The sequence below is a fragment of the Ramlibacter sp. genome (genome assembly GCF_041916345.1).
Taxonomy (GTDB): Bacteria; Pseudomonadota; Gammaproteobacteria; order Burkholderiales; family Burkholderiaceae_C; genus Ramlibacter.
The window spans coordinates 1-12983 of sequence record NZ_JAYRZR010000033.1 but is presented as its reverse complement, the minus strand read 5'-3'; the positions used below and the strand labels follow the sequence as shown (position 1 = coordinate 12983).

14 protein-coding genes are annotated in these 12983 nt (G+C 68.8%); all 14 read right to left on the bottom strand.

Features of this window, described 5'->3' with window-relative positions; translation table 11 throughout:
• Positions 1-24: 24 nt before the first annotated feature.
• Positions 25-717 (bottom strand): transposase, encoded by a 693-nt coding sequence (locus ACE3T5_RS10750; RefSeq protein WP_374667381.1) that lies wholly within the window; start codon positions 715-717, stop codon positions 25-27.
• Positions 718-748: 31 nt separating this feature from the next.
• Entirely contained in the window at positions 749-1663 is a 915-nt protein-coding gene (locus ACE3T5_RS10745; RefSeq protein WP_374667379.1) for an SAM-dependent methyltransferase, read from the bottom strand.
• On the bottom strand, positions 1660-2277 hold the full coding sequence (locus ACE3T5_RS10740; RefSeq protein ID WP_374667377.1) for a DUF1415 domain-containing protein: 618 nt from the start codon (positions 2275-2277) through the stop codon (positions 1660-1662). Before ACE3T5_RS10740 ends, ACE3T5_RS10745 begins: the two co-directional genes overlap by 4 nt.
• Positions 2219-2866, bottom strand: a complete 648-nt coding sequence (locus tag ACE3T5_RS10735) for a hypothetical protein (protein ID WP_374667375.1) — start codon at positions 2864-2866, stop codon at positions 2219-2221. Before ACE3T5_RS10735 ends, ACE3T5_RS10740 begins: the two co-directional genes overlap by 59 nt.
• Before the next feature lie 31 nt (positions 2867-2897).
• Positions 2898-4124: a CynX/NimT family MFS transporter gene (locus ACE3T5_RS10730; RefSeq protein WP_374667372.1), complete on the bottom strand. Its 1227-nt coding sequence runs from the start codon at positions 4122-4124 to the stop codon at positions 2898-2900.
• Positions 4121-5257: a deoxyguanosinetriphosphate triphosphohydrolase gene (locus tag ACE3T5_RS10725; RefSeq protein WP_374667370.1), complete on the bottom strand. Its 1137-nt coding sequence runs from the start codon at positions 5255-5257 to the stop codon at positions 4121-4123. Before ACE3T5_RS10725 ends, ACE3T5_RS10730 begins: the two co-directional genes overlap by 4 nt.
• Positions 5258-5271: 14 nt before the next feature.
• Positions 5272-6375, bottom strand: coding sequence for a 3-dehydroquinate synthase (gene aroB / locus ACE3T5_RS10720; protein WP_374667368.1), 1104 nt, complete (start codon positions 6373-6375; stop codon positions 5272-5274).
• Positions 6376-6384: 9 nt separating this feature from the next.
• A complete protein-coding gene (locus tag ACE3T5_RS10715) occupies positions 6385-6912 on the bottom strand; it encodes a shikimate kinase (protein WP_374667454.1) in 528 nt (175 codons plus the stop codon).
• Positions 6909-8762, bottom strand: coding sequence for an Ig-like domain-containing protein (locus ACE3T5_RS10710; protein ID WP_374667366.1), 1854 nt, complete (start codon positions 8760-8762; stop codon positions 6909-6911). Before ACE3T5_RS10710 ends, ACE3T5_RS10715 begins: the two co-directional genes overlap by 4 nt.
• A gap of 32 nt (positions 8763-8794) precedes the next feature.
• Positions 8795-10912, bottom strand: a complete 2118-nt coding sequence (pilQ, locus tag ACE3T5_RS10705; RefSeq protein ID WP_374667364.1) for a type IV pilus secretin PilQ — start codon at positions 10910-10912, stop codon at positions 8795-8797.
• On the bottom strand, positions 10909-11457 hold the full coding sequence (locus ACE3T5_RS10700) for a pilus assembly protein PilP (RefSeq protein WP_374667362.1): 549 nt from the start codon (positions 11455-11457) through the stop codon (positions 10909-10911). The genes pilQ and ACE3T5_RS10700 overlap by 4 nt, the downstream gene beginning before the upstream one ends.
• The gene (locus ACE3T5_RS10695) at positions 11454-12122 is read right to left on the bottom strand and encodes a type 4a pilus biogenesis protein PilO (protein WP_374667360.1); all 669 of its coding nucleotides are present in this window, start codon (positions 12120-12122) and stop codon (positions 11454-11456) included. Before ACE3T5_RS10695 ends, ACE3T5_RS10700 begins: the two co-directional genes overlap by 4 nt.
• 20 nt (positions 12123-12142) lie before the next feature.
• Positions 12143-12874 (bottom strand): PilN domain-containing protein, encoded by a 732-nt coding sequence (locus ACE3T5_RS10690; RefSeq protein ID WP_374667358.1) that lies wholly within the window; start codon positions 12872-12874, stop codon positions 12143-12145.
• On the bottom strand, positions 12871-12983 hold a 113-nt coding region (gene pilM / locus ACE3T5_RS10685), incomplete at its 5' end, for a pilus assembly protein PilM (protein ID WP_374667452.1). The genes ACE3T5_RS10690 and pilM, both read right to left, overlap by 4 nt.

The window sequence follows — 12983 nt, the reverse complement described above, 5'->3', positions numbered from 1 at the left end:
GCCGCCTCTTTAATTGGGGACAGATCAATCGTCCGCGGCCGGAGGCCGGCCTGCCTTGGACCGGACCAGACGCCGGGCCGTCCGCACCTGCAGGTCCGCCACGTAGTCGGCTTCGCCCAGCGCCCAGCCACCCAGCACCGAATCAGTGAGCGCACGCTGCTGCGCATCGCTCAGGCCGGTGCGGACCAGCTCCGCATAGGCGGCTTCACGGGCGAAGGGGGTATTGCCCAGCTCCCACCACAGGCCATGCGGCGTGACGAGCCGGTCGACCCGACGGCCTGCGTAGTGCGCGTGGCTGGACCAGGGGTACGCGGCCGGATCGGCCACCATGCCTGCACGCACCGGATTCAGGTCGATGTAGACCATGCACGCTAGCAAGTAGCGTTCCGCCTGGATCAGCGTGGATCGGTAGCGACCCTCCCACAGGGTGCCGGTACGGCCATGGCGACGGTTGAACTGCCGCACGTAGGAGCGCCCCACCGCCTGCATCAGCGCAGGCACCCCCTCCTGCGTGTCCGGCGTGGCCAGCAGATGGAAGTGATTGCTCATCAACACGTAGGCGTGCAGGGCGACACGCTGGGTGCGGGCATGTTCGGCCAGCAGATCGAGCAGCAGCTCGTAGTCGGCGCGGTCGGTGAAGATCGGCTGGCGGTTGTTGCCGCGCTGCACGATGTGATGGGGATACCCAGGAACGGTCAGGCGGGGCAGACGGGCCATCGGCCCATCATAAATTGGAATCTGACCCCAATTATTGGAGCGCGGGGAAGCGGACCGGGCGCAGGTCTTCCAGGCCGAACTGGGCCAGGATGGCGGTCAGGCGGTCGGCGGCGGCGCGCTTGCGCTGGCCGGTCCAGCGGGCCAGGATCAGCTCGTTCTTCAGGCTGTGCTCCCAGCCGACCAGCTCGGTCACGGTGACCTGGTAACCCATCGCCTCCAGGTACAGGCAGCGCAGCACATTGGTGACCTGGCTGCCCAGCTCTCGGGTGTGCAGCGGATGCCGCCACAGCTCGGCCAGCGGCGTGCGGGCCAGTGCCAGGGCCTTGTGCTGGCGCAGGCTGGCGGCGACCTCGGCCTGGCAGCAGGGCACGAGCGCGATGGCACGCGCCTGCTTGCGCAGCGCAAAGGCGATGGCATCGTCGGTCGCGGTGTCGCACGCGTGGAGCGCCGTGACCACGTCGAAGCGCTCCGGCAGGCCGGGGGCGTCCGCCGCATCCGCGGCGCTCAGGTGCATGAAGTGCATGCGCTCGAAGCCCAGCCGTTCGGCCAGCGCCCGCGCGCGCTCGACCAGATCGGCGCGGGTCTCGATGCCATAGACCTCGCCCTGCCCTGCAGCCCGGAACACCAGGTCATGCAGCATGAAGCCGAGATAGGACTTGCCCGCGCCGTGATCGGCCAGACGCACCGGCTGCGGGCCGCCCGGCAGCTCCTCGATAAGCGCCTCGATGAACTGGACGAGGTGCAGCACCTGCTTGAGCTTGCGGCGCGAATCCTGGTTGATGCGACCGTCGCGGGTGAGGATATGCAGCTCGCTGAGCAGGGCCAGCGACTGGCCGGGCCGCAGCTCGAGCTGGGCGCGCACCTCATCGGCAGGCGCTGGCCGCGGCGCCCGCGCCGCCGGCGCGCCTGACCGCCCGCGGGCCGATTCCTCCACGCGGCGCTTCATGACGAAGGCCCGACGTCCAGCGCCCGCCAGCCTTCCGGGCCCAGCTCGCGCAGGCAGCGGATGTTGGCCTCGTAGACGGCCGCGGCGTCGGGAAAGGCCGCCACGGCGCGGTCGATGCTGGCCTCGCGCAGCAGGTGGAGTGTGGGGTATGGCGCCCGGTTCGTCGCGTTGGCGATGTCATCCTCGTCGGCATCGGCGAATACGAAGGCCGGGTGGAAGTGCGCGACCTGCACCACGCCCTCCAGGCCTTCGCGCCGCACGATGCGCTCGGCCTGCCCGACCAGGGCATGGAAGCGGTGGAAGTCGTCCTGGCCCGACGGAACGATCAGGAGGGTGGTGTCCCGATCCGCCGGATCGGCCGCCAGCAGCGCCTGGAGTTCGTCGCGGAAGACACGCAGCACCGCCTGCGCATCACCCTCCGTCGCCACGGCGTAGTGGACCTGGCCCTTGGCGTGCACGCCCTTGGCGAACGGGCAGAGGTTCAGCCCGATGACGGCGCGTTCCAGCCAGCGCCTGGTGTCGGCGATGGCGGTGGCGGCGTCGGTCACGACGGCCTCAGACAAAGCCACTGGGCTGCGCCACGATCCGCTTGGCCAGTTCGTCCATCGAGTCATGCCCGATGCGATGCACCGGCCAGGGGATGACGGCGACCTCGAAGCCCAGCGTGTTGAGCAGCCGGAAGACGATCTGCGACTTGTCCGCGTCGGTCGTGGCGATCACCGAGCCACGGGTCTGCGTGATGTACTCGAAGCGGATCTCCAGCAGCGTGTTCTTCTCGGGATGCCGCACTTCCTTGCGCTCATGCCGCACGGGGCCCATGGCGAGACGCGACTCGATGCGCTGCAGGTCCGTCGGGAAATTGGCGCGCACGATGCCGCCCACCGGCTCGCCGATCTGGGGCACGACGTCCCAGCCCATGGAGATGTAGTCGATGACCTCGCGGTTCAGCATCATCTTGCGCCGCACGTCGACCCGGAAGTCGCGCAGCTTCATCGCGGGCCATGGCGTCTTGCCGTCGAGGGTGAAGGCGGGCCCGGGCGGCTGGATGACGGACAGCTGCTTGGCCAGGTCCTCCAGGTAGTGCATGACGAAGCGGGCCGCCTTGTCCGTCGCGACGCAACGCTCCTCGGCCTGCTGGTCCTGCTCGATGCGCAGCGTCTGCAGGGACTTGGCCTGGGTCTTGAGCTGGTTGAGGAAGCTCATGGTCGCGAGGGTTGAATGGTGCAGCTGGATTCTAGCCCTGCGCCTTGCGCGGGGCAGCCTCCAGCCACCGCGCGATGCGCCAGGTGACCGCCAGTCCGCACGCGGCGAAGGCCGCCGTGACCCACCACGCCACCTCCCAGCCACCGGCCCGCGCAGCCACCCAAGCCACCAGCGGCGGTCCGGCGAACTGCCCGAAGGCGGAACACTGCTGCATCCAGCCAACGGTGGTGGAGACGGTGGAATCATCGGGCGCCATCCGCACGGCCAGTGAGAACAGCGTGCCGGGGACCAGCCCGCCGACAGCGGAGAACAGCAGCACGCCGCTGAAGCGGACGGCGGCGACCATCGGCCCGGATTCCGTGGTCCAGGGCGCAAAGGCGATGGCCGCGCCCGCGATCATCGCGACGTAACCCGCCTGCATCAGCCGCGGCGGCGGGATGCCCCGGTGCAGCAGCCGGCCGGCGCCGATGTTGCCCGCCATGTTGACCGCCGCGGCGGCCGCGGTGGCAAAGGCGGCGACGGTCCCTGCCCAGCCAGCTTGCGCATAGATGGTGGGCAAGAAGCCGATGACGGCGAGCCACTGTCCCGAGTAGGTGGCGAACCCCAGGGCCGGCAGCCAGGGGCCGAGGCTCGACAGCGTGCGGCGCAGCCTTCCACGCCCACCGGGGACAGCCCCCGAGCGGGTGGCCGCCGTCTCGCGCGAGGGATCGGCCGGCAGCCCCCAGGCCAGCCACGCCATCATGCCGCCCGACATGGCGGCCAGCAGCAACCACCACGCCGACCAGCCGGCCAGCGCGATGACCGCCGGCCCGGCCAGCAGGGCCAGCGCCGTGCCGGTGGGCATGTAGGCCCCCCAGAAGCCAAGCATCCGGCTCAGGTGGGTCACCGGCACATAACGCCGCAGCAGGCCGGGCGCGGGCAGGGAGACCAGCAGGAACCCGAAGCCCTCGAGCGCCCGCAGCGTGAGCAGCGCGGTCGCGGATTGCGCTGCCGCGCCCAGCGCACTGGCCAGCGACAGCAGCAGCAGCCCGATGAGCATGGCGCGACGCCCGCCCAGGTTGTCCGCCAGCGCGCCCAGCACCAGGCCGAGCGTCATGCCCGCCACCTGCACCATGGACAGCAGGAAGCCCGCCTGCACCAGCGTGACGCCCAGCGCGTCGCGCAGCACCGGCAGCGCCGGCGGCAGCTTGCCGATGTGCAGGGCCGCACAGACGCCGGCGAGGATCACCAGCCAGGCCGGACCGACCGCCCCCCTCACGTCGCGGCCAGGAGCTTGCGCCCGGTCAGGCGCTCGTGCTCGCGCAGCGCGAAGCGGTCGGTCATGCCGGCCACGTAGTCGGCCACCGCCCGCGGGCGATCCGGCTGGGCCGCGAAGCCCGCCTGCATCTCGGCCGGCCTGGAACGGTAGGCCTCGAACAGGTCGCGCACCACCTCCTGCGCCTGGGTGGTGGTCTCCATCACGCGTGGGTGGCGATACAGGTTGGCGAACAGGAAGCGCTTGAGCGCCACGGAGGCCTCGCGCAGCGGCTCGCTGAAGCGGACGATGGGCCCGGCGGCGCGCGCCGCGTCCGCATCCGCGGGCGCCACCGCCTGCAGGCGCTCGCGCGTGGCGTCGATCACGTCATAGACCAGGGCACTGAGCATGCGCCGGATGCTCTCATACAGCAGGCGGCGACCCTGCAGATCCGGATGCTCGGCACGCGCCTGCGCGCAATGCAGGCCGAACAGCGGCACCTGCGCGACCTGCTCCAGCGTGATCAGGCCCGAGCGCACGCCGTCGTCGATGTCATGCGCGTTGTAGGCGATCTCGTCGGCCAGGTTGCACAGCTGCGCCTCCAGCGAGGGCTGCGTGCCGTCGAGGAACCGGCGCGCCACGCCGCCGGGCTCCACCTGCTCCAGGTGCTGCGCATGGACGCGGGAGCAGTGCTTGAGGATGCCCTCGCGCGTCTCGAAGCTCAGGTTCAGGCCATCGAAGGCCGGATAGCGTTCTTCCAGGCGGTCCACCACGCGCAGGCTCTGCAGGTTGTGCTCGAAGCCGCCCAGGCCCTGCATGCAGGCATTCAGCGCGTCCTGGCCGGCGTGGCCGAACGGTGTGTGCCCCAGGTCATGCGCCAGCGCGATGGCCTCCACCAGGTCTTCGTTCAGGCCCAGCGGCCGCGCGATCGAGCGCGCCAGCTGCGCCACCTCGATGGAGTGCGTGAGCCGCGTGCGGAACAGGTCGCCTTCATGATTGAGGAACACCTGCGTCTTGTAGACGAGGCGCCGGAACGCCGTGGAATGGACGATGCGGTCCCGGTCGCGCTGGAAGTCGGTCCGGGTGGGCGCCGGCGCCTCCGGGTGGCGCCGCCCGCGGCTGCGCGCGGGATCGCTGGCATAGGGCGCGAGCGTCATGCGCCCGGCGTCCGTCAGCGGGTGCAGGCGGCCAGCACCTCGCCGACCTGCGCATCGGTGGCGGGCCGCACGCCCGCGCGGCCCGGTGCCTCGATCACGACGAAGCGGATCTGCCCGGCCTCGGCCTTCTTGTCCACGCGCATCAGTTCCAGGTACCGGGCGGTGCCCAGCGCCGGCCCGATGACGGGCAGCCCCGCGCGCTCGATCAGCCGGGTGACCCGATCGACCAGTGCCGCATCGACCAGGCCCAGCGCACGCGAGAGATGCGCCGCCATGACCATGCCGCAGCCGACCGCTTCGCCATGCAGCCACTGGCCATAGCCCAGGCCGGACTCGATGGCGTGACCGAAGGTGTGGCCGAAGTTGAGGATGGCGCGCAGGCCGCCCTCGCGCTCGTCCTGGCCGACCACCCAGGCCTTGATCTCGCAGCTGCGCCGCACCGCATGCGCGAGCGCTGCCGCATCACGCGCCAGCAGCGCAGCCAGGTTCGCCTCGATCCAGTCGAAGAAGGCCATGTCGGCGATCGGCCCGTACTTGATGACCTCCGCCAGGCCGGCGATCAGCTCGCGCTGCGGCAGCGTCGTGAGGGTCTCCAGATCGCACACCACCTGCTGCGGCTGGTAGAACGCGCCGATCATGTTCTTGCCCAGCGGGTGATTGATCGCCGTCTTGCCGCCGACCGACGAGTCCACCTGCGCCAGCAGCGTGGTGGGCACCTGGACAAACGGCACGCCCCGCATGTAGCATGCCGCCGCGAAACCGGCCATGTCACCGACCACGCCGCCGCCCAGCGCGAACAGCACGGTCTTGCGATCGCAGGCCCGCGCCAGCAGGCTGTCGAAGATGAGATTGAGCGTCGACCAATCCTTGTGGGCCTCGCCGTCGGGCAGTTCGACGGTGTGCACGCGGGCGAAGCGCTCGCCCAGCGCGGCACGAAGCCGTGCGGCGTAGAGCGGCCCCACGGTGGTGTTGGTCACGATCAGCGCATCGGCTCTGCCGGGCAGGGCGGCCCAGGTGGCCGGGTCGTCCAGCAGCCCGCGACCGATCAGGATGTCGTAGCCGCGCTCGTCGAGATCGATGCGGACCGTCTGCGCAACGGCCTGGGAGGAAGCGTCCATGCCGCCAGTTTAAGGCGACGGCGGCACCTGCCCGGCGAGCTCGAGCTGCATGAGGATCATGTTGACCAGCGTCGGCACCGAGGGCCGGCCGGTCTCGATGATGAAGTGGGCCGTCTCGCGATACAGCGGATCGCGCAAGGCATACAGCTCGCGCAGGCGCCCCAGCGGGTCCTGCACCTGCAGCAGCGGCCGGCTGCGGTCGTGGCGGGTGCGCCGAAACACCTCCTCGGGCGAGGAGTGCAGGTAGATCACCTGGCCTTGGTCCCGCAAGGCCTTGCGGTTGGCCTCCCGCAGGACGGCGCCACCGCCGGTGGCCAGCACGCAAGGCGGGCCGACAGCGAGTTCCGCGATGACTTGCTGTTCGACATCCCGGAACGCGTCTTCGCCCTCCCGGGCGAAGAAATCACGGATGGTGCAGCCCAGCCGCTCCTCGATGACGTGGTCGGAATCGAAGAACGGCAACCCGAGCCGTCGAGAAAGCAAACGCCCGACAGTGGACTTGCCACTGCCGGGCATTCCGACCAGGATGGGGGTCAGTTGGGGTCCGTGCAGCTGGACCCCGTGCCGAACGGGCTGATGGAGCCGGCAGGTGCAACTGCTTCGTTGGTGAAGTCGGTTGCGATACCCTGCAGGTCGAACGCGTAGGTCCGCACGGACTCGGTGCCCGCCACGACCGCACGCGCCGACAGGGTACCGCCCACCCAGGGCACGTAGTTCTCGCCGTAGTAGACCTTGAACGTCACGAAGCCATTGGCCCCCGTCGTCACGGAAGACGGCGCCACCACCGACGGCAGCCCCGGCTCCAACTTGCCCGAGTTGTTGATGTCCTCACCAGGATCGCGCACCCCGTTGCGATTCACATCCTCGTTGAGGCAGAAGGCAGTGGCAGAGCGTTCCCAGCTCTTGCCGTTCCAGGTCAGCGTCCCCTTGGCGTAATAGTCGGGCACATAGCCCAGCGTCAGCACGCGATTGGCCACCGGCGCACCGTTGGAATCGGTGACGTAGACCGAGAACGTCTTCTCGTAGGTCGTCTGGTCAAGCTGGCCGACCTCGTTGCCTTCCGCGATGGAAATGAACAGCGCCTGCGTGCTCACCGTCATGACCGCCGTGCCAACTGCGGTCGAATTCTGTGCCGTGGCCTGAAGCAGGACCTCGTTGTTGCCGGTCGGCTGCGGCCCGGAAATGAACTGCGCGGAAGCCGTACCGGCCGAGTCGGTCACCGCCGAGCCCGGGGAAATCGTGCCGATGCTGGCGTCCTTGATGGCGGTGAAGTTCACGACGCGCCCAGCCACAGGATTGCCTGCCGGGTCACGAACCGTGGCTCGCAGGGTGGCCTGATTGGTCGTGCTGGTTCCGGTGTTGGGCGGTATCGCACCGGGGTTCGCTTGCAGCGACACCGTGTCAACGACAGTCGCCACGTACACGATCGGCAGCGTCACCTGGGACGAAGTCGTCTGCGCGAGCACATTGGCGGGGCCCGTCGTCGTGGAAGACAACACCGTGGACACACGACCGTTGCTGTCGGTCATGGCCGCGACAGGCGACACGGAACCGCGCGTCGTGCTGAAGGTCACCGTCTGGCCCGACAGGGGAACACCGGATCGGAGCACTCGAACCGTCATGGTCTGAGTCGCCCCGATGGAGACCGTGCTCGAGGCAACCGGCGACTCGATCCGGAATTCGTCAGAGCTCACGCTGATCGAAGTGGAGATGGAAGTCCCCAGGCCGGTGACCGTCAACTTGTCGTTCCCCGATCGCGTCCCGGTGTAGGTGAAGGTGCCCGCACCCTGGCTGTTGGTCGTCACCGTGGTCGGAGACACGGATCCGCCGAGGCTGGATGCCACCGTCAACTGGGCATTCGGCACCGCCTGGCCAGCGGAGTCAGCCGCCCGGACCGTGAAGACGGTGGAACCGTTCAACAGAATGGAGCTGTCACCCGAGAGGGTGATCGCGGTTCCGACCACGGGAACCTTCACATCCTTGGACACGGTACCGGCCTTCAGAGTGACCGTGATGTCCCGGTTGGCGCGATCTGCACCAGGCGAGAGGCTGACCGTCGTGATGGCCTCCCCAGCGGCACCCGTCGACGGCGTGGGTGAACCACCCTGGATGTTGCCCGACGTGGCCGCGAAGGTCACGGTCTGGAGCGGCATCGCGACATTGTTGGCATCCTTCACGACCACCGTGAAGCTGATCGACGAATTCGCAGCGGATGTCAGTTCCGGTGCGGACGTGAACACCTCGATCGCAGCCGGCACGGGCGCCGTCGTGGTGCCGCCACCGCCCGTACTGCCATTCGTGGTGCCGGCGCTGCCGCCTCCCCCGCCGCAGGCTGCCAGACCGGCCGCCAGCAGCAGCCCCCCCAGGAACTTCAGTTGTCGGATCATTGAAGTGAGTCCTCTTTGCAAGATAGTTTCGTTCAGCGGGCAGCGGAGCGGTCAGCCACCATCTTCGGGGTGATGAAGACCAGCATTTCCTGCTTGTTGCTTTCGCGGCGCCGGTTCTTGAACAGGTTGCCGACGGCCGGCAGGTCACCCAGCAGCGGTACGCGCGCCTCGGTCTCGGTCTCGGTCAGCTCGAAGATGCCGCCGATGACCACCGTGCCGCCATTCTCCACCAGCACCTGCGTCTTGATGTGCTTGGTGTTGATCGCGATACCGGCCGCCGTGGTCTCGCCGCGGCTGTCCTTGTTGATGTCCAGGTCCAGGATGATGTTGCCTTCGGGCGTGATCTGGGGCGTGACTTCCAGCTTCAGCGTGGCGCGGCGGAAGGCCACCGAGGTGGCGCCGCTGGAGGTGGCCTGCTGGTACGGGAACTCGGTACCCTGCTCGATCAGCGCCTTGGTCTTGTCGGCCGTGACGATGCGCGGGCTGGAGACCAGCTTGCCCTTGCCATCGGCCTCCAGCGCGGAGAGCTCCAGGTTCAGGAAGCGGTTGGCGGCGGAGCTGAACAGAGAGATCGCGAAGCTGGACGCATTGAAGCCCCCCACGCCCACGGCCGGCAGGTTCACGAAGTTGGTGTTGACCGTGTCCAGCGCGGACACGGATTCCAGCGTGGTGCCGCTGACGGCGTTGTAGGTACCGCCGAAAGCCACCCGGTTGTTGCCGCCGAGGGCGTAGCCGGGGTCACCGCCGCGCAGGCCGCGCAGGTCGCTGCCGCCCAGGCGCACGCCCAGCGACTTGCCGAAGGTGTCGGAGGCCTCGACGATGCGCGCCTCGATCAGCACCTGGCGCACCGCAATGTCGAGCTTGCCGATCAGCTGCTGCACCTGCTCCAGCTTGGAGGGCACGTCGGTCACGAACAGCTGGTTGGTGCGGGGTTCGGCGATGGCGCTGCCGCGCGAGCTGAGGATGCGCGCCGAGCCCTGGCCCGTGAGCTGGGTGGCGATGTCGGCCGCCTTGCTGTAGTTCAGCTGGAACGACTGGGTGCGCACCGGCTCCAGGTTCTGGATGGCCGCGTTGGCTTCGAGCTCCAGCTTCTCCTTGGCCGCGATCTCCTCCTTGGGGGCGATCCACAGCACGTTGCCGGACTTGCGCATGCCCAGGCCCTTGGCCTGCATGATGATGTCGAGCGCCTGATCCCAGGGCACGTCCTTCAGGCGCAGCGTCACCGCGCCCGTGACGGAATCGGAGGTGACGACGTTGAAGTTCGTGAAGTCGGCGATCACCTGCAGCAGCGAGCGGACCTCGATGTTCTGGAAGTTCAGCGACAGCTTCTCGCCGGTGTAGCCGGGGCCCTGGGACAGCTTGTTCGGGTCGATCTTCTGCGGCCGCACTTCCACCACGAACTGGTTGTCGCTCTGGTAGGCGCTGTGCTCCCACACGCCCTTGGGCTCGATCACCACGCGCACGCGGTCACCGGCCTGGAAGGTGCTGACGTTCTGGATCGGGGTGCCGAAGTCCGTCACGTCCATGCGGCGACGCAGGCCTTCCGGCAGCGACGACTTGAGGAACTCGACCACCAGGTTCTGCCCCTGCTGGCGGATGTCCACGCCGACCTGGTTGCTGGGCAGGTCCACGATCAGCCGGCCCGCGCCATCCGGGCCGCGGCGGAAGTCCATGTCCTTGATGGGCATGGCGTCGCGGTTGCGGCTTTCGGCGAAGTGCTGCGCCGAGCCACCGCCCGCGGCCGTGGCCGAGGTGGGCTCCAGCGTGACCAGCAGCGCCTTGCCGTCGATGCGGGCCTGGTAGTTGGCGGGCGACTTGAGGTTGAGGACGAGGCGGGCTCGGTCCGACGTCTGCACGACGTTCACCGATCGCAGGTTGCCGACGTTCAGCTCCACCGCGTTGCGACCGAGCCCGTTCGTGGCACCCGGCACGTCCAGCGCGATGCGCGCCGGCGCCTGGATGGCGAAGCCGGACGGAACGGCCGAGAGCGGCTCCGAGAATTCGACGCGCACCACCTCGGAGCCGCCCTGGACGGCTCCGCTGATGTTCTGCACCGCCGGAGCGGCCCGCGCCGACAGCGACCAGGCCGAAGCCAGCACCGCTGCCGCGATGAAAAGCCCTCGCCAACTCCGAGTGTTGCTCTTGTTCATTTGGACCTCTCTTGCAATTGCAGTGTCTGGGTACGCTCGATCCACTCACCGGCGGCATCCTGCACCAGCTCGCGCAGCACGACCTCGGTCTCGCCCACCTTCGTGATGCGCCCGTAGTTCTGGCCCAGGTAGTTGCCGGGGCGCACCTGGTACAGGAGGTTGTCCACCCGTACCAGCGCGACGGGCTGCCCCATCTTCATCAGGCTGCCGACCATGGTCACGGCGTCCAGCGGGAAGGCTTCCAGGGGTTCCTTGCGGCGGTTCAGCTCCGGCGCGAGCAGGGCCGCGCTGGTCGAGCCGCTCTGCTGCGCCTCGCGCTTGAGCGCCTGCGCCAGCTTCTGGTTGCTGAACGGCTCGGTGCCGGTCTCGGACGTGTACGCCTGCGGCGTGAACTTCTTCGGCTCCGGAATCGGCTGCACCTGCGGCTTGGTGATCGCCCGCTGGTCGTTCATCCACTTCTGCACCTCGTCCGTGTCAGAGGTGCCACAGGCCGTCAGGGTGGACAACGCCACCACCGACGCCATCAGGAGGCTGCGGCTTCTCATTTCTTCGCTCCCTTGGGCGCCGCCTTGCGCTGCGCGGCCACCTCATCGCCGTCCAGATAGCGGAAGGTCTTGGCCTGCGCATCCAGCGTGAGATTGCCGTCGCGCGCCGGCACGATGACGAGGTTGTTGAGCGTCACGATGCGCGACAGGTGAGCGATGTCCGAGGCGAAGGACCCGATGTCGTGGTAGCGGCCGGAGACGCGCACCGAGATGGGCAACTCGGCGTAGTACTCCTTCACGCTGACCTGGCCGGGACGGAACAGGTCGAAGGTGAGGCTGCGGCCCAGGCCGGCCTGGTTGATGTCCGACAGCAGCGCATCCATCTCGGCCTTGCTGGGCAGCTGCTTCTCGAGCTGGGTCACGTATTGCTGCACCTGCTCGCGCTGCTTGCGCAGGGCATCGAGGTTGACGGCCTGCGCCAGCTTCTTCTTGTAGTCGTCGCGCAGCGTCTCTTCCTTCTTCTGCTCGGCGGCCAGTTCGTCGGCGGAGTTGGTGAGCCACACGAACCACAGCGCGACGACGATGCCGACGGTGAGTGCGAGGCACAGCAGGGCCTTGGGGACGATGGGCCAGGAGGCCGGGTCGTTGGGGTTGAGGCCGCGGAACTGCGAGGCGATGCTGTCCTTCAGCGCGGCGGAGTCCATCTTGGGCATGGAGGTGGCCATGGTTCAGTCCGTTCTCGGGGTCACGGCTTCTTGGCCGAGGCGGCGGGAGTGGCCGCCGCGGCCACCGTGGTGGGCGCTGCGGCCGAGCCGGCGGGGCGCGGGGCGCTGCCCGCCGCCACCGGCGCCGGCAGCGGCGTCGCGGCCGCCACCGTGATGACCGTGCCGGCCGCGGAGGCCGCCTTCGCGGCCTCGCTGGCGCGCAGCAGCTTCACGCGGATGCTGAAGTTGGAGACGCGCCGCGTCTCCTTCGGGCCCACCGCGACGTTGCCGGCGACGATTTCCACCAGCTCGGGGCGTGCCAGCCAGGGTGTGCCCGAGCCGAGGTTGCGCAGCAACTCCGACACACGCTCGTTCGACTGCGCGACGCCGCCGATGGCTACGTTGTCGTTGGTCTGCTGCATGCGGGTGAGGTACACGCCATCGGGCAGCTGCTTGACCAGTTCGTTCAGCAGGTGCACCGGCATGTTGCGATCGGCCTGCAGGTCTTCCACCGCCTGCTGGCGCGCCCGCAGCGCGGCGATCTCGGCCTGCAGCGTGGCGATGTCCTTGATCTGCGCCTCGAGCTTCTTGATCTCGTTCTGCAGCAGCCGGTTGCGCGCCTGCTGGTTGGAGATCTGCGCTGCGTACCAGAGGTAGACGCCGCCGGCGATGAGCACGCCGACGAAGGCGGCCGCCCCAAGCGAGGCATAGAAGGCCTCGCGCCTGCGCTTGCGTGCCGCCTCGCGGTGCGGCAATAGGTTGATGAGGATCACTGCAGGAACCTCCGCATGGCCAGCCCGCACGACGTGAGGTAGGAAGGCGCCTCGCGGCGGACCTTCTTCTCGCGCACACCGTCGCCGATCTGCATGCCCTGGAACGGGT

Excerpts from the sequence above, each read along its gene's own strand:
- aroB (WP_374667368.1), bottom strand. The coding sequence starts at position 6,375 with ATGGACGCTTCCTCCCAGGCCGTTGCGCAGACGGTCCGCATCGATCTC.
- ACE3T5_RS10735 (WP_374667375.1), bottom strand. The coding sequence starts at position 2,866 with ATGAGCTTCCTCAACCAGCTCAAGACCCAGGCCAAGTCCCTGCAGACG.
- ACE3T5_RS10725 (WP_374667370.1), bottom strand. The coding sequence starts at position 5,257 with ATGACGCTCGCGCCCTATGCCAGCGATCCCGCGCGCAGCCGCGGGCGG.
- ACE3T5_RS10695 (WP_374667360.1), bottom strand. The coding sequence starts at position 12,122 with ATGGCCACCTCCATGCCCAAGATGGACTCCGCCGCGCTGAAGGACAGC.
- ACE3T5_RS10745 (WP_374667379.1), bottom strand. The coding sequence starts at position 1,663 with ATGAAGCGCCGCGTGGAGGAATCGGCCCGCGGGCGGTCAGGCGCGCCG.
- ACE3T5_RS10700 (WP_374667362.1), bottom strand. The coding sequence starts at position 11,457 with ATGAGAAGCCGCAGCCTCCTGATGGCGTCGGTGGTGGCGTTGTCCACC.
- ACE3T5_RS10740 (WP_374667377.1), bottom strand. The coding sequence starts at position 2,277 with ATGACTCGATGGACGAACTGGCCAAGCGGATCGTGGCGCAGCCCAGTG.
- ACE3T5_RS10750 (WP_374667381.1), bottom strand. The coding sequence starts at position 717 with ATGGCCCGTCTGCCCCGCCTGACCGTTCCTGGGTATCCCCATCACATC.
- pilQ (WP_374667364.1), bottom strand. The coding sequence starts at position 10,912 with ATGAACAAGAGCAACACTCGGAGTTGGCGAGGGCTTTTCATCGCGGCA.
- ACE3T5_RS10710 (WP_374667366.1), bottom strand. The coding sequence starts at position 8,762 with ATGATCCGACAACTGAAGTTCCTGGGGGGGCTGCTGCTGGCGGCCGGT.